Here is a 17,024-nt window from a genome sequence, read left to right as displayed (position 1 = left end):
GTGATGGAAAAGGGAAGCGATAACACCACTTCCCTGTTTCAAGCTTAACCAATGAGCCTAAGACTCATTAGCCTAAATTAAAGCTCAATACCTGGGCTAAACGTAGCTGGCAGTTGAGTTTCACCGCCTTCCATTGAAGCCATAGGGTAAGCACAGTAGTCAGCCGCGTAGTAAGCACTTGGGCGTAGATTGCCTGAAGCACCCGGGCCACCAAATGGTGCATCACCACTTGCGCCTGTTAGCTGGCGGTTACGGTTAACAATACCCGCACGGATATGGTCAACGAAGTATTCCCACTCCGAATCATCTGTTGATACTAAGCCAGCAGACAAACCAAAGCGTGTGTCGTTAGCTAACTCAACCGCTTGCTCTAGCGATTGGTAACGAACCACTTGCAGCAATGGGCCGAAGTACTCTTCATCTGGCAGTTCAGCAATGTTGGTTGCATCGATAATACCCGGAGAAACAAACGCCGCTTGACCCGCTTTTGCTTCTACTAGGCTGACACCACCTAACGATTGCAGATTAGCTTGCGCGTCTAGAATAAATTTAGCTGCAGCTTCAGAGATCTGAGGGCCCATGAAAGGTGCAGGTTCAGCGAATGGCTGATCGACACGAATCTTTTGCGTAGCTGCGACCAGTTTATCTAGAAGCAGATCGCCCTTCTCGCCAACAGTCACATACAAGCGACGAGCACATGTACAACGCTGACCCGCACTGATGAACGCCGATTGGATGATAGTGTATACCGTTGCGTCTGCATCACCGTATTGGTCGCTGATCACCATAGGGTTGTTGCCGCCCATTTCTAGTGCCAGCATCTTGCCCGGTTGGCCCGCGAATTGACGATGCAGGATATGACCAGTATTCGCACTACCCGTAAATAGCACGCCATCAAGACCTTTAGCATCAGCCAGTGCGATACCTGTCTCTTTAGCGCCTTGCACTAGGTTGATTACGCCAGCAGGAAGACCCGCTTCTTGCCATAGCTTCATTGCGAATTCACCCGTCCAAGGTGTCTGCTCTGAAGGCTTGAATACTACGGTGTTGCCCGATAGCAGAGCTGGAACAATATGACCGTTAGGTAGGTGACCTGGGAAGTTGTAAGGGCCAAATACAGCCATAACACCTAATGGACGATGACGCAGTACGATTTGGTTACCTGCCGCTTCACGCGAAGCTTCACCAGTACGCTCGTGGTATGCACGAATAGAGATAGCGATCTTGCCCGCCATCGCGCCCGCTTCAGTGCGAGTTTCCCAAATCGGTTTACCCGTCTCTTTTGCAATAATCTGTGCAATCTCTTCGCTGTTCTCTTTTACCTTCTCAGCAAAGTTCAACACGATCGCTTCACGCTCTGCAAAGCTCAATTTTTTCCAAACCAAGAAGGCTTCACGAGCTGCTGCTACTGCAGATTCAACCTGCGCTGGTGTTGCGCTATCACCCTGCCACACTACTTCATTGTTGTATGGGCTTACTGATGTCATGGCGTCACCTTGACCTGCCACCCACTGTCCTGCTATCCACTGAGTCATACTTCTATCCTTAAAATCTTCGACAGATAATCGCCGCTCTTACTGAGCCAACATGCGAACAAATTCGCCTTCTTTTACTTCAAGAGCGCTCGCTACTTCAGATGATAAAATCACTGTGTCGCTTGCTTGGTCATACGCACCTTTCGCGGCTACTGCGCGGAAGTTCTCAAACGAGGTATTACCAATTAGGAAGTCTTTAGAGCTAGAATGCTCTGCAATTTGAACCTGTGCTCTAATTGAGTGACGCACCGATTCGATGTTTCTTAGATCACACTCAACCGTTGGGCCTGCATCAAAGATATCGACATAGCCACGGTTAGTGAAACCTTCACGTTCCAACAACTTAAGTGCAGGGCGCGTATTGTCATGAACCTCTCCAATCACCGCCTGAGCTTCTTTGCTCAATAGGTTCACGTAGATAGGTAGCTTTGGCATTAGGTCAGCAATGAAACCTTTCTTACCTATACCGGTTAGGTAATCCGCAAGCGTGAAATCAATCGAGAAGAAATGCTCTTGCAGCCATTGCCAGAAAGGAGAATTACCTTCTGCATCCGATACACCACGCATCTCAGCAAAAATCGTTTTCGAAAAACGCTCTGGGTGCTCAGACATGATCAGGAAGCGACACTTCGACATCAAACGACCATTCAATCCACCACGGAAAGCTGGGCGCAAGAACAATGTGCAGATCTCACTGCATCCTGTGTAGTTATTACCGAAAGTCAGTAGCTTCACGACGTTATTCACGCCAAGCTTTTGCGATGAGTGAACCACTTTGCTGATGTGGTACGAATAAAACGGGACATCCCAGCCAATTGAGGCTTCAATGCCAGTCGTACCCGCAACTTCACCGGTTTCTGTGTCGAAGCCAACCATCAGGTAGCCTTCGTCACCGGGCTCAGTCACGTTTTGCTTGGCAAAGCTGTATTCAGAGTGAGTAATACGGTTAGTTAACAGTTCTTCGTTAACCGGAAGAGATGTGAATCCGTGACCAGATTCAACCGCGCAGGTATGCAGCGCATCGTAATCAGATAATTTTATTGGGCGAACAACTAGCATCAATATTCCCTCCAGATGCAAAATAGGCCCAAAACCAGAAGCTTGGGCCTTTAGCAGAACGTCATGGGAGCGCTCTATTGGCGATCATTCCTATGACGCCGCTCAGGCTAAACTAGCGTAGCGATTGCTTTGTCTAGTTTTGATAAGCCTTCTTCAATTTCTTGTGTAGTAATAACCAGTGATGGCGTGAAACGAACCACGTTTGCACCCGCAACCAGTACCATCAAGCCTTGTTCGCCTGCTGCTACCAATACGTCACGTGCACGGCCTTGCCACTCTTCGTTAAGTGCAGCACCTAGTAGTAGGCCTTTACCACGAACTTCACTGAAGATTTGGTACTTGTCGTTAATCTTAGCTAGACCATCGCGGAACAGAGCTTCACGCTCTTTCACGCCAGCTAATGTTTCAGGTTGGCTAACCACATCAACAACCGCCTCAGCAACAGCACACGCCAGTGGGTTACCACCGTAAGTAGAACCGTGCGTACCAACTTTTAGATGTGTCGCGAGTTCAGTGGTCGTAAGCATTGCACCGATAGGGAAACCACCACCTAGAGATTTAGCCGTGCTTAGAATATCTGGTGTCACACCTAGGCCTTGGTAAGCGTAAAAGTTACCGGTACGACCATTACCCGTTTGCACTTCATCAAAGATAAGCAGTGCATTGTGTTTATCACACAGTTCACGAACCGTGTTCACGAATTCAGACGTTGGAGAGATGATACCGCCCTCGCCTTGCAGAGGTTCCATCATGATTGCACAAGTACGATCAGAGATGTGCGCTTCTAGCGCTGCAATATCGTTGTAAGGCAGGTGAGTCACATCGCCCGGTTTAGGACCGAAACCATCAGAGTAAGCTTCTTGACCACCAACCGTTACGGTAAAGAAAGTACGACCGTGGAAACCTTGTTTGAATGCAATGATTTCAGATTTCTCAGGACCGTGAACATCCGCCGCCCAACGACGAGCTAGCTTCAATGCTGCTTCATTCGCTTCTGCGCCAGAGTTGGCAAAGAATACTTTTTCTGCAAAACATACGTCGGTTAGCTTTTTCGCTAGACGCAGTGCAGGTTCGTTGGTCATCACGTTACTTAGGTGCCAAATCTTGTTTGCTTGCTCAGTAACTGCGTTAACCATTGCCGGGTGACAGTGACCCAAACAGCTCACAGCGATACCACCAGCAAAGTCGATATACTCTCGGCCTTGTTGGTCCCAAACGCGTGCGCCTTCCCCTTTTACTGGGATCATTTCCATTGGGTTATAACAAGGCACCATCACCTCATTAAACAGACTACGTTCTACTTTATTTTCCACTGTCATCGTACATTCCTTCTCGATACCGCAAGCTTCGCAAATAAGCGTAATGGTTCATAAGTGAGACAAAGATATTTTGTCTCGCCATAATCCCGCTGCAGCATTATATTTACATTTAATTAACCTTTTCAATAGTAGATTATTCTTTAGCCATCCCTCACAACCAGCTAAACGTCACTACCTATGACTATTTATGCATCAATTAATCTGTTTTATGAAGCTTTTTTTACCTAAACGTATGACTAGTAATAGCAAAGCCTTACTGGCACAGCGGTATATAGGGTTCGAGAGGAAATAACGCGAATAATTTTGCATAGGCTAAAAACTTAGCGAAGCGAGAGAGAAATGTTATAAAAAGTGATCGGCGTCAGAGGGAGAGAGACGCGTAAAGCCCGAATTTAAACGCTTAACGAATGGGCTGACAGGTTTAACTGGCTTATTTAGGCGGAGAAAGGGTCAAATTTAAACACTTAGCGTGCTAGGAAGTTAGCGAGAAGTTGGTGTCCTTGCTCTGTTTTAATCGATTCAGGGTGAAATTGCACCGCATCAATCGGCAAGGTTTTGTGTTGATAACCCATGATCTCATCCATGCTGCCATCTTCAAACTCCGTCCAAGACGTCAGTTCAAAGCAATCTGGTAGCGTGCCATTTTTCACCACTAGTGAGTGGTAACGTGTCACGGTCAATGGGTTGTTCAATCCCTGAAAAACACTCTTGCCATTGTGGCGTATCGGAGAGGTTTTACCGTGCATCACTTGTCTGGCTCTCACCACTTCACCACCAAACACTTGGGCAATGGCTTGATGACCAAGACACACTCCTAAGAGCGGCAGTTTACCAACGAAGTGTTCGATGACTTGTAGAGAAATGCCCGCATCATCCGGTGTACAAGGACCCGGCGAGATAACAAGATGACTAGGATTTAGCGCTTCGATGCCCGCAATATCAATCTCATCGTTGCGAACAACTTTTACAGTTACCCCTAACTCACAGAAATACTGATACAAGTTATAGGTAAAGGAGTCGTAGTTATCGATGATAAGTAACATGGGTCGAAATCGTTTGCTAAATACTAAAGGATTGGGAGATATAGGGGCGGTATTGTGCAATACCCATAGCGAAAGGCAAGTGGAAACTGCATTTCGCCAATAATTAAGGCCAACCTAAGTTGACCTTAATTGTTTACAGATAGCCTTAAGTTACCTGAATTGGCTTGCTTGTATGGCTTGCCAATCTACTTACGATTTAGCTACTTGCGACGACGCCACATTGCTAGACCAAACAATGACATCAATGCACCCAAGCCGAATGAACCGCCGACTCTGAGCTCAAGAACCGCAGGATCATGATCCGATGAACGGAAGTGATCTTGGTACTTAGGCAGATCGCCTTTATACTCTTCGTTGTAGTCAAACAACGTCGATTCGCCACCGTTAATGTGCCAGTCAGTTGCATCCACAACCATGTCTTTCAGGCTGTCGCTGATCAACAGGTGATCCAGTGCGCCCACTTCGTCATTGTATGAGTAGCTCCAGCTGTCTGGGTGCTTTTGAGCCACAGCATTAATGTAACCGTAGTTCTTAGTAATCACCGCGCCGTTATCACCAAACTGTTCAACACCATCAATGTAAGTGTTACGAGCCGCTTTGATTTGCTTACCGTATTTCTCTTCAGAGTAATCCGTTAGCACCAGCATTGGATCTTCCATGCCGTACGAGTTCATATCACCCAGGATCACTTTGTGACCTTTGATACCATCGAGCGCTTCACCCAGTGCCACCGCCGCAGCTACGCGGAAGTTCTCACATGAGCCTTGCTTGTCGGCATCAACACCACCTTGACCACCCTGTTCAACCGGTGCTGCATCTTCCCAACACTTAGAGCCTTTAGATTTAAAGTGGTTAATCGCTACGGTCAGTTTCTCTTTGGTACCTTTGACCTTGAAAGTTGGCGCTAATGAGTCACGCTGGTAGTTCTTACCGTCCTCAATCACCTTACCTGAATCGTCTAACACCTCTGGTGCTTGTTGGCTTGGCATCGCGATAACGCGGCTGTCTTTTAGCTTAACTACCTTCTTACGGTAAATAACACCCGTTGTGATTACGTCAGTACCAATCGAGTCCATCTCGTCGGTTACGCCATCTTCATTTGAATCAACAGCGACAAACGTATAACGGTCTTTCTTACGCTCAATGCGATCATTCAGCTGGTTAACAAGCTGTTGAATCGCTGAACCTTCACCAAAGCCGTTGTTCTCAATTTCCATCAAACCAATGATGTCAGCGTCTAGACGAAGAATCGCGTTCACAATCTTCTCTTGCTGCATTTCAAACTCAGTGATGGTGTTCGCGCCACGGTTGTTGCCGTGCTGGTTCGCGTCACCGCCAAATGGAGAGTTGAAGTAGTTCAATACATTGAAGGTCGCAATACGCAGGTCACCTTCATCCATGTCTGGTTTGTCAGTACGTGGGTCGTTACGAACGAAGTTTTCAGCCGAGATCTGGTTAGTCGCAATTAAACGGTATTCACCGTAGCTGTAAGTCAACACACCTTCTAGGCCGACAATGGTGTCATCGATACGGATGTAGTCTTCGGTCGAACCATCTTGGTCGATGTCGGTACGGCCAAAATCTGGGTAGAAAGGAACTTGTCCGTCACCCGCTTTTTGATCCGTTTCAACGAAAAGGCGACGATCAGCGTTGTCTTCTGTTTGTTGTTTCGCTTCATCAGAACCGGCAGCAAAAAGCTGGTTCGGCTGCATGTTGATACGCTCATGGGCTAATACCATGTTGTTACGACGACCTGCGTAGTCATAACCGAAGGTACGCGTCACTCGCATATCAAGCGCTTCGGTTGTTTTCAGCAACATGCCTTCGTAGCGTTCAAGCGTTGCAGCGAAGTTCTCATCACTGTCTAGCGCTTCAATCGCCGTCGCTTCAGGGGATTGCTGTTCGCCCTGCTTTAGCCATTGGTTGTTTTCAACTTTAAGCTGAGTGTGGCTGTAGTATTCTTGAACCTTACCTTTCACACACACCACATCACCCGCAACTAAATCTGAGCTTGACTGGTTAGTGTGAATAAATAGACCTTCAGAGGTACTTGAATTGAAGTCATCCTCAATCGCTTGCAGATAGAAGCCTTTGGTTAGGCCAGTAGTCACTGCGCTAACTACACCTTTTACGAAGTATTCATCGTCGGTGATGTACGGGTAGCCATCGATGAACGGTGATGTTGCACCCTCGCCTTGGATCTCTTGAATGGTGGTAAATACCGGGTCTGAGCCATCTTCTGTACAAGTAAAGGCTTCTGGCAGCTCAACACTGTCTAGTGAACCTAGCCCTTCAATACTGTCTTTTGGTAGCGATACCCATTGTGAAGCATCAAACGTCGCAGAAGGTGTTTGTGTCGCACGAACCAAAGTAACATCTTTGCCCCAGTCCACATCGCCCATCAAACCAACAACATCATGCACCGAACCATCTGCATTCAAGATAGCTAGCGGGTCGTCACCATTATGATTAGCCAATGAAGCATTTAGAATGTCAGCGACCGCCTTAATCTCATCACTAGCACTGGTATGAGCAACAACAAGCACCTCACCGGGCGCTAAAACGTGGCCATCTAAAGGTAAAGTGGCGCCCCATGATCCGTTGCCATTGGCAGACTTCGCCAGTGAGTAACCATCTAAGTTAATGCTGCTATCGCCGTTATTGGCGATCTCAACCGCTTTGTTGTAGCTGCCGCCTTCCACATATTGTGAAATAAACAAATCAGCGTGTGCGCTTGTGGTTAACAAGCTACCAATTGCCACTGCTAGCAATGAAGGTTTGTGTAAAAGAGCCATCCGTTTCACCTGAGTTCATTGATTTATAGTCACTGCCATCTATGGGCAGTCATGTATTTTGTGGTAACTATCAGGTTTATTTATGAAAGGAATAAGTCAGTTGGCAAGAAAATGAGGAACTTATCACTTTGGAATCATCAATTGTTTGGCACGTTATATATTTCCAACATATATAGAAATGAGTATGAATTTATAAAGTTCAGAAGTGCTGAATAAGATCATCTGCACAGCATTAATATGATGGATATGCTAGTCAGATACTGCGTAAATTATCAATTCAAACAAGGGGTTTTCGAGGAAGGTAAATGGAATGGGCATTAAAAAGCCCAAAGTAAACAAAAGCTACTTTGGGCTCAAATTTTCAAGCGAGTCGTGTTAGTTCACCCTATGGGCGAGTAACAAAACCTACTGCTTCGTATGCTTTTTTCAGTGTTACTGCAGCACGCTCAGACGCTTTTTCAGCACCCGCTTTCATTACTGCGTCCATGTAAGCACGATCAGCACGGATACGGTGGTATTCAGCTTGAATCGGCTCAAGCATCTCAACTAATGCTGCGCCTACATCTTTCTTGAATGGACCGTACATCTCAACACCTTGGTATTGCGCTTCGATCTCTTCAAACGTTTTACCTGTCGCTGCTGAGTAAAGACCCATTAGGTTAGAGATACCCGCTTTGTTTTCCCAATCGTGAGCAATACGTGGCGGTGTTTCTGCATCAGTTTGCGCTTTGTTGATCTTCTTGATGATCGACTTAGGCTCTTCTAACAGAGTAATCACGTTCTTACGGTTATCATCCGACTTAGACATCTTCTTAGTCGCATCTTGCAGGCTCATTACACGTGCATTCACTGTTGGAATGTAAGGTTCTGGCACTTGGAAGATTGGCGTTTCAGGACCGTAGATGTTGTTGAAACGAGTTGCGATATCACGCGCTAGCTCTAGGTGTTGTTTCTGGTCACTACCTACTGGCACTTGGTGAGCACCGTAAAGCAGGATGTCTGCAGCCATCAACACTGGGTAGTCGTATAGGCCTACGTTTACGTCGTTTGAGTGACGTGCAGACTTATCTTTAAACTGAGTCATACGGCTCAGTTCACCCATTTGCGTGTAACAGTTAAGAAGCCAACCAAGTTGAGCATGCTCTGGTACGTGTGACTGAACAAATAGCGTGCTCTTCTTTGGATCAACACCGACAGCAAGACAGATTGCGAGTGCGTCTAGAGTCGCTTCATGCAGTGCTTTCGGGTCTTGGCGAACCGTAATTGCGTGAAGGTCTACAACACAGTATTGGCAATCGTAATCATCTTGCATCTGTTGCCATTGACGTAGAGCACCCAAGTAGTTACCGATACTTAGTTCACCAGATGGTTGAACACCACTCAATACGATGGGCTTGCTCATGGTTTTAATTCCTTTGCTTATTCGCTAAGTTTATTGAACGCTTAGCTTCTTAACTTAAATATAGAAAAGCCGCACAGCTCTTTCTGCGCGGCTCATCCAGTGTACTCATTGATAAGTATTTTGCTAGTGGGTTAGCTAACTTTTGTCCGCTTTATGCTGAAACTAGAACGACATCTAGTAATTGAGCAACGTTATCCGCCACATAGTCAGGGTTTGATGCTGAAATTGGCTCACCGTGATTGTAGCCATAAGTCAGACCAAACGAGTAGCAACCCGCATTCTTAGCCGCTTTGATGTCGTTGCTTGAATCACCAACCATCAACATCTCTTCCGCTTTAACGTTGTGCTTTTCTAGCAACCAGTTCAGCGCTACTGGATTCGGTTTTTTCTCTGGGAAAGAGTCGCCGCCTAAAACATCAACAAAGTACTTATCGATACCGTGTTGCGCCAGAACGTCGGGTACAAACTTCGATGGTTTGTTGGTCACAAGCGCCATAGTGAAACCCGCATTATGCAGCTCTGCCAGCGTCTCTTTTACTGATGGGTAAAGGTGGCTCAGCTTGTGGCCGCCCTGCTCGTAGAAATCATCAAACAAGATGCGTGCTTTCTTCAGCAGCTCAGGATCTAGGCTTGGATCAACAGTTAGGTTACGGCTGAGTGAACGCCCGATAAGCACGTCAGCACCATTGCCAACATAGTCGCGAACTTGTTCTTCACTCACTGAAGGGAAACACAGCTCCTGACAAGCTTGGTCAGCGGCGACAGCTAAATCAGGCACGCTGTCTAACAAGGTTCCATCCAAATCAAAGGCGATCAGTTTTATTGAGCTTAATGACATCTTACTTTCCTATTAATTATATTCGTCTTATGTGTTGAGCGATAAGACGTAAAAAAGGGGCCAATGAGCCCCTTAATATTCAATCTATCTGTAGTTTTACGATTATGCGTTTACTTTTGCAAGCTCTGCACGCATCTCATCAATCACTTCTTTGTAATCCGGTTGGTTGAAGATAGCAGAACCCGCAACGAACATATCTGCACCCGCTTCTGCGATTTCACGGATGTTATCCACCTTCACACCGCCATCAATCTCAAGGCGAATGTCGCGGCCTGACTCATCAATCAGCTTACGAACAGCACGTAGTTTATCTAGCGTGTGAGGAATGAAAGATTGACCGCCGAAGCCAGGGTTCACAGACATTAGTAGAATCATGTCTACTTTGTCCATGATGTAATCTAGGCAAGAAAGCGGTGTTGCAGGGTTAAGAACCACACCCGCTTTACAGCCGTGCTCTTTGATTAGCTGTAGAGTGCGATCGATGTGCTCTGAAGCTTCAACGTGGAAGGTAATCATTGATGCGCCCGCTTTTGCAAACTCAGGAACAATACTGTCCACAGGCTTAACCATAAGGTGAACATCGATAGGAGCAGTAATACCGTAGTCGCGCAGCGCTTTACAAATAGGCGCGCCAAAAGTCAGGTTAGGTACGTAGTGGTTGTCCATCACATCGAAGTGCACAACATCAGCACCAGCTGCGAGTACTTTTTCTACGTCTTCACCAAGACGAGCAAAATCTGCAGACAAAATCGATGGAGCGATTAGAAAATCTTTCATACCAAACCTCTTAAGAGTGAGTAAATTACGAATGTCACCGTCTTAGTGATATCTCATACACAAATACAAGACTCAAGCCCAAGACTATTTGGTGTGCAATTCTACCTAAGCACCTAAGCAGATCCTAGCAGTTCGAAAGATTAGTTTAAGAAAGTATCCGTTGGTCACTCAATTTAATGAGTTTGGCGGCTGTTCTGACCAGACTATTCCGCTGATGTGTGTTGCTGGTTTTTCTCTTTATGGAAAAGCGCCAGCAGCTCATCAACTTTATTACGCCCAGCCCCATTACGGCTGATGGTGCGTTTCACCTTAACCACGTTCAACTCCGCACCATGATATAAGCGACGCGTTAGTGTCGTATCGTGATTTGAAATCAAAACAGGAATACCACGCTCCATTGCTGCTTTTTCAGCAACATCCGCCAATGCAGCTTGGTCATCTAAGCTAAAGCCATTACCTGCGTATGAGGTAAAGTTAGCCGTGTTCGACAACGGTGCGTATGGAGGATCGCAGTAAACCACACAGCCCTTGCGCGCGCGGCTAAAGGTTTCATGGTATCCCTCACAGACGAAGGTGGCCTTTTTCGCTTTCTCGGCAAAAAACTCCAGCTCGGCTTCTGGGAAGTAAGGTTTTTTGTAAGAACCAAATGGGACGTTAAAGCCGCCCTTCTTGTTGTAACGACATAGGCCATTAAAGCCAAATCGATTCATATACAAGAAAGCCAACGAACGATACATGACGTTATCTGTACCATTGAACTCAGCGCGAATATCTAAGAAGGCTTCTTTGCGGTTGTTCTCAGGACAGAACCAGCGCTTCGCTTCCGTGATATAAGTTTCAGGATCGGTTTTAAGTAGGTTGTACAGGTTGATAAGATCGGGGTTGATATCTGCAAGCAGGTACTGTTCAAAGTCAGTATTCAGAAATACTGAGCCGGCACCGACAAACGGTTCTACCAATTTACGAGCAGGTGGCAGGTGACGTTGGATGTCTTCAACTAGGCCATATTTACCACCAGCCCATTTTAGAAAGGCACGCTGCTTTTTCATTTACTGCTCTATCTATCAACTCAAAAATAAGGCTGCGGAATGTAACATATTTTGAGGCTAAGCTCAGGGTTATTTCGCACGTTCTATCTCTCGATGCACTTGATTCATCGATTTTGCCCAAGGTTCCAACTGTTGAAGGGGTTTTGATAACGCACTTACCGCGTCTCGCGCCACTTGAATCGTTGGGTAATCTTGATAAGTGATGATAAACCACTTGGTGTCGTTACGAAGTGTTGGGTAGATACGAACCTTGTTCTCAAGGTCATATTCTTCAATGAAGGATTGCACATCCTCCAATGAGGTCATCGCACTCAACTGCAAGGTATACGCGCGCGGCGAGATAGCTTGTAACTCTTCACGAGCAAATGAGAAGGTAATCTTTTTAGTCGGCGGTGTTGAATCAGTTAGATCTGATTCTTCATCAACTGTTGGTTGTGGTTCGGCTTGTGCTGCATCAGGTTGCGCGCTAGCCGCTGCCTCTGTATTTTCCTCAACAGCCGCATCAATCGCGCTGGTATCGGCACTTTCAGGCTTATCATCAAGCAGAGCATCAACCACGTCAGAGGTGATCACAACGCGTTGCTGATCTTGTTCCACTTCCCCAACACTCGCGGTATCTTCAACGACAGTTGGCGGCAAAGATGAGCTATCGTCGTCAGCGCCTTGGTAACTCATGTCAGCTTCGGTTTCAGAATCTACCATTCCGTCGATACCAGCTTGCTCGGTACCACTTTCCACTTCAAAAGTTGGGATAGCTGTCTGTTCAATCGGTGCGATAAGCGACTGCGCTTTATCGTCTGGTGTTGGCTGACTGAACATCCACCAATACCCACCACCAATTAAAACCAACAACAAGGCCACCACAATCGCGATATTGATCGGTGAGCCAATAATTGAGCGAATAATAATCCTTTTTTCCACTTTCAATTCTCCTAAAGCCATTAACTCACCAGGCAGAGGTTGCGCTTTACTAAACGCACGTCGCACGCGAGTTTCAGACTCATCATCAACATATCGAATCACCAGTGATTCAAAGAAATGTTCAGCTTCTGGTTGCGAAAGGTCATCGATCTCGAGATCGATAGGCTTGTGTTGTTGACCGTAACTCAAACGCGTTAATAACGTATCTAAGTGGCCAGGTTCCGAGAAGAGAACGATATTGATCGTCCATTGAGGGTTTGATTGAGCTTCTAGTACCAACATCCATAATTCGGATACCAATAGCTCAGAAAGTCGTTGGGCATCATCAACGACGATAACCACATTACACGGCTCTCCATCCAGTAACCTAGTCAGGCTATCTGATAAAGAATCATGTTGATTAAACAGGGGATCAGAAACAATTTGGCTAAGAATAAGCGCGCGGCGTTGTTGATCGTCTTGGCTTGGATGACAAAGCAGTAAACACTGATTTTTTTCAGTCGACCACGCTTCCAGATAACGCTGAGCTAACCAAGAACGGCCCGAGCCAGTTTTACCAGCAACCGTGACTAGGTTTGAACCAAAGTTAGTCAAAAGCTGTAAGCGCTCTAGCAGCTCAACTTGAGATTCTAACTCTAATACTCTTAATTCATGAGCCAAACTCATTGGGGATCCCTACTGATAAGATCGATCAGTAAAACGCTTCAGTTGCCTAGAGTTTAGCTAGGCAACCTCACAACCAAATTTAAAGAGTACGGCAGAAATCGATCGCTTGTTTAATGATGTCTTGAGGCACATCAGCAACCACTTCAGCAGTACCAATACTTGTTGGTAATACCAAACGCAACTGACCAGACAGCACTTTTTTATCGCGCATCATGTGCTTCATAAAGTCTTCAAAAGACATGCTTTCTGGCGTATGGATTGGTAATTTCGCATTCTTGAGTATAGAAATAATTCGCTCAAGTTGCTGCTGAGAGATCAGCCCCTGTAATTGAGCAGTTTTCGCTGCCATTACAGTGCCTGACGACACAGCTTCACCATGTAGCCAATTACCATAGCCTAGTTCTGCTTCAATCGCATGACCAAATGTATGACCTAGGTTCAATAACGCTCTGATTCCTGACTCTTTTTCATCTAAAGCCACCACTTCAGCCTTAATTGCACAACAACGAGCAATCGCGGTGATCAGTGCCTCTTCATCAAGTTGATAAAGTTTCTCTAGATTCTGCTCCAACCAATCAAAGAAGGCTTCATCGTAAATGATGCCGTATTTGATCACCTCAGCAATGCCAGCTGCAAACTCACGCTCTGGAAGCGTTGATAAACAGTTAGTATCGATGATCACAGATTTCGGTTGGTAAAAAGCGCCGATCATATTCTTACCAAGAGGATGGTTTACTGCGGTTTTACCACCAACAGAAGAGTCCACTTGAGAAAGAAGGGTCGTCGGGATTTGAATGAAATCTATACCGCGCTGGTAACAAGAGGCAGCAAAACCGACCAAGTCACCGATTACACCACCACCTAAAGCAATCACCACCACATCGCGGCTGTAATTTCCTTCAAGCATGTAGCTCATCACTGAATTGAACGTTTCAAGGGTTTTGTACTGTTCACCGTCTGGCAGCTCGAGAAGAGATGTCTGACAGCCTACTTGATCCAATAGCGATAAAATTTTATCTGCATAAAGAGGCGCTACTGTCACATTACTGATAACAACAACTTTCTGTTTGCCTGATAAAAAAGAAAGGTACGCCGGGTCTTCAAATAACCCGGCGCCAATAGAGATAGGGTAGCTACGCTCAGCTAGATTGACCGTAATCCGTTCCATGGGTTTGCTCTCCGAAAAAATGAACTTAACGTTCTTCTAGCATTTTTACGATCTGGTTGGCTACCACTTTTGCACTTTGGTCGTCAGTACGAACTGTATAGTCCGCCACTTCTTCGTATAGTGCGTTGCGAGATACAGCTAGATCTTCTAGCACATCACGCGGGTTGTCTGTTTGAAGTAGAGGGCGTTTCTTGTCGCGGTTAGTGCGAGCAAGTTGCTTTTCAATTGTTGTCTCTAGGTATACAACAATGCCTCGTGCAGATAGACGGTTACGGTTTTCTTTGCTCAACACTGAACCACCACCTGTCGCAAGAACAATACCTTGTTCTTCTGTCAGATCATTGATTACAGATTCTTCGCGCTTACGGAAACCTTCTTCGCCCTCAACATCAAAAACCCATGCGATGTCAGCGCCAGTGCGCTCTTCAATCACAGTGTCAGAGTCTAGAAACTCCATATGAAGTTGGGAAGCTAGGTGTCTACCAATTGTACTTTTGCCGGCGCCCATTGGGCCAACAAGAAAAATATTGCGTTTCTCAGCCATGTTTTTAGCAGTAATTTACAACGTTAATTCAATGACATCGCCACAAGGTAGGTCAGTACAAGTACTGAAATTAAAAGGCCCGTGGCACCGATTCCTCACAGATAATTCGTGATAAGACCCGAAATTATCAAGGTTAGGTGCCACTAATGCAACTTTATTTTTAATCTAATTGTTCATTACTGAATCACAACTTTGGGTGTGACAAAAATAAGTAGTTCACTTTTACCCACATTTTCATAGCTGCGACGGAACAATGCACCCAAAACTGGCAGGTCTCCCAACAGAGGAACTTTATCCACCGTGCTGCTTACGCTGTGTTGAAATATCCCGCCAAGAACGACAGTTTCACCATTATTAACAAGCACTTGCGTACCTATTCTTTGCGTGTCAATTGCTACCGCTTCCCCTGTTCCGGTCTTGACCACTTGCCCAGGTCTATCTTGAGTCACGCTCAAATCCAATACCAAACGATTGTCGGGTGTGATCTGCGGCGTCACCTTGAGGCTCAATACCGCTTTCTTAAATGCGACCGACGTTGCACCACTTGAAGAAGACTCTAAGTAAGGGATTTCAGTACCTTGCTCAATATAAGCGGGCTTTTTATTGGTGGTGATTAAGCGTGGGCTAGAAATAATCTCAGCTTTCGACTCTTGTTGAAGTGCCGACAGTTCAAGGTCGAGCAAAGTATCCGACCCAAGCTTGGCGACTTGAAAAGCAATGCTCGATGCATTCGGCGATGTCGCCCCCAAGTTAACGTTGAGGTAGTCATCAATCGCACTGTTGCCACCATCATCGTCATACGGTGTGATTTGTGATGGATGATTACCTTCTATTGAACCACCAACGGTGAAGCTTCCGTTGGTTGATGAAACGCCCCAGCGCACGCCAAGCTCATCAAGATTACCCTCAGTGACGGTCACGATACGCGCCTCTATCTGCACCTGTTTCACGGGAATATCTAAGGATTCAATGATGCCTCGTATCACGGTAATGTTCTCCTCCAACTCACGAATCAATAAAGAGTTAGTGCGCTCATCAATGGTAATCGAACCGCGATCAGACAACATGCTGACCGCACCTTCACCGCCAATCATGTCGGCAATATCGGTGGCCTTAGCAAAGTTAATCTTGATGATTTCCGACTTAAGCTCCCCAAGCTCCTCTTCTAAACGCGATTTTTCTAACGCTTGTTGCTCTCGAAGATCGAGCTCCGCTTTAGGTGCCACCAAGATAACATTACCATCAACTCGCTTATCCAAGCCTTTAACTTGCAAGATAATGTCGAGAACTTGCTGCCAAGGTACGCCATCTAAACGTAAAGTGAGGTTTCCGGCGACCGAATCAGATACGACTAAGTTAAAATCGTTATAGTCAGCAATCAGCTGCAGGACATTTCGTACTGGGATGTCTTGGAAGTTAATCGATATCAGCTTGCCCTCTTTCTCTAGAACGCTTTTTTCTTTGGTCACTTGATCGATAACTGGTTTGCTGATCACCACCTCAATAAAACGTCCCTTTAGATTGTATTCATACTGATAGTCATTGCTAATCGTCGCTAGAAGCCGAGTGCTTGGTGTCTCTTTATAGACTTCAATACCTTCAACCAAGGTAGCGAAGTCTTTTACATCTAGTAGGTAAAGCTTGTCATCATCAACCTGAGTATTGATCAACTCGATACTTAACCCTTCCTGAGCACGTTGAACATCCACCACAGCGGTGCTGGTCGCTAGCTCAATGATAATGACGGCGTCTTTATCCTTATTAACCCTAAAATCAATATTCTCTAATTTATTTGGTAGGCTCTCTGCGTAACTAAATACGCTAAAAACCAACATCACAGACACCATCAAGCCTTTCAGCCCTTTGTTCATTGACTCACTTATTCCTTTAATCATATTTACATCTCAT

13 protein-coding genes are annotated in these 17,024 nt (G+C 45.9%); all 13 read right to left on the bottom strand.

Annotated features, from left to right (window positions below; all coding sequences use genetic code 11):
• Nucleotides 1–77 precede the first annotated feature (77 nt).
• The 13 genes from astD to BCV39_RS05515 all read right to left on the bottom strand — a co-directional run bounded on the left by astD (nucleotide 78) and on the right by BCV39_RS05515 (nucleotide 16,987).
• Nucleotides 78–1,535: a succinylglutamate-semialdehyde dehydrogenase gene (gene astD / locus BCV39_RS05575; protein ID WP_102433296.1), complete on the bottom strand. Its 1,458-nt coding sequence runs from the start codon at nucleotides 1,533–1,535 to the stop codon at nucleotides 78–80.
• Nucleotides 1,536–1,574: 39 nt separating this feature from the next.
• Nucleotides 1,575–2,594: an arginine N-succinyltransferase gene (astA, locus tag BCV39_RS05570; protein ID WP_102433297.1), complete on the bottom strand. Its 1,020-nt coding sequence runs from the start codon at nucleotides 2,592–2,594 to the stop codon at nucleotides 1,575–1,577.
• A gap of 107 nt (nucleotides 2,595–2,701) precedes the next feature.
• Nucleotides 2,702–3,913, bottom strand: coding sequence for an aspartate aminotransferase family protein (locus BCV39_RS05565; protein WP_048662993.1), 1,212 nt, complete (start codon nucleotides 3,911–3,913; stop codon nucleotides 2,702–2,704).
• 464 nt (nucleotides 3,914–4,377) lie between these two features.
• Nucleotides 4,378–4,956, bottom strand: a complete 579-nt coding sequence (locus BCV39_RS05560; protein ID WP_048605375.1) for an aminodeoxychorismate/anthranilate synthase component II — start codon at nucleotides 4,954–4,956, stop codon at nucleotides 4,378–4,380.
• 200 nt (nucleotides 4,957–5,156) lie between these two features.
• Nucleotides 5,157–7,751, bottom strand: coding sequence for an ExeM/NucH family extracellular endonuclease (locus BCV39_RS05555; protein ID WP_102433298.1), 2,595 nt, complete (start codon nucleotides 7,749–7,751; stop codon nucleotides 5,157–5,159).
• A 385-nt stretch (nucleotides 7,752–8,136) separates the two neighbouring features.
• The gene (gene trpS, locus BCV39_RS05550) at nucleotides 8,137–9,153 is read right to left on the bottom strand and encodes a tryptophan--tRNA ligase (RefSeq protein ID WP_016796005.1); all 1,017 of its coding nucleotides are present in this window, start codon (nucleotides 9,151–9,153) and stop codon (nucleotides 8,137–8,139) included.
• A 151-nt stretch (nucleotides 9,154–9,304) separates the two neighbouring features.
• Nucleotides 9,305–9,991: a phosphoglycolate phosphatase gene (locus tag BCV39_RS05545; protein WP_102433299.1), complete on the bottom strand. Its 687-nt coding sequence runs from the start codon at nucleotides 9,989–9,991 to the stop codon at nucleotides 9,305–9,307.
• 102 nt (nucleotides 9,992–10,093) lie between these two features.
• Nucleotides 10,094–10,768 carry a ribulose-phosphate 3-epimerase gene (gene rpe, locus BCV39_RS05540; RefSeq protein WP_017068835.1) on the bottom strand — a complete coding sequence of 225 codons (675 nt, stop codon included), beginning with the start codon at nucleotides 10,766–10,768 and terminating at the stop codon, nucleotides 10,094–10,096.
• A gap of 203 nt (nucleotides 10,769–10,971) precedes the next feature.
• On the bottom strand, nucleotides 10,972–11,817 hold the full coding sequence (locus tag BCV39_RS05535) for a Dam family site-specific DNA-(adenine-N6)-methyltransferase (RefSeq protein ID WP_048659159.1): 846 nt from the start codon (nucleotides 11,815–11,817) through the stop codon (nucleotides 10,972–10,974).
• Nucleotides 11,818–11,886: 69 nt separating this feature from the next.
• A complete protein-coding gene (locus BCV39_RS05530) occupies nucleotides 11,887–13,404 on the bottom strand; it encodes an AAA family ATPase (RefSeq protein WP_055319910.1) in 1,518 nt (505 codons plus the stop codon).
• A 79-nt stretch (nucleotides 13,405–13,483) separates the two neighbouring features.
• The gene (gene aroB / locus BCV39_RS05525; protein ID WP_017061124.1) at nucleotides 13,484–14,572 is read right to left on the bottom strand and encodes a 3-dehydroquinate synthase; all 1,089 of its coding nucleotides are present in this window, start codon (nucleotides 14,570–14,572) and stop codon (nucleotides 13,484–13,486) included.
• Between the two features lie 25 nt (nucleotides 14,573–14,597).
• A complete protein-coding gene (gene aroK, locus BCV39_RS05520) occupies nucleotides 14,598–15,116 on the bottom strand; it encodes a shikimate kinase AroK (RefSeq protein WP_017061125.1) in 519 nt (172 codons plus the stop codon).
• Nucleotides 15,117–15,292: 176 nt separating this feature from the next.
• Nucleotides 15,293–16,987 carry a type IV pilus secretin PilQ family protein gene (locus BCV39_RS05515; protein WP_102433300.1) on the bottom strand — a complete coding sequence of 565 codons (1,695 nt, stop codon included), beginning with the start codon at nucleotides 16,985–16,987 and terminating at the stop codon, nucleotides 15,293–15,295.
• Nucleotides 16,988–17,024: the final 37 nt, after the last annotated feature.

Source organism: Vibrio sp. 10N.286.55.E10 (assembly GCF_002872555.1).
GTDB lineage: Bacteria > Pseudomonadota > Gammaproteobacteria > Enterobacterales > Vibrionaceae > Vibrio > Vibrio crassostreae.
This window is presented reverse-complemented; position numbering and strand designations above follow the sequence as displayed.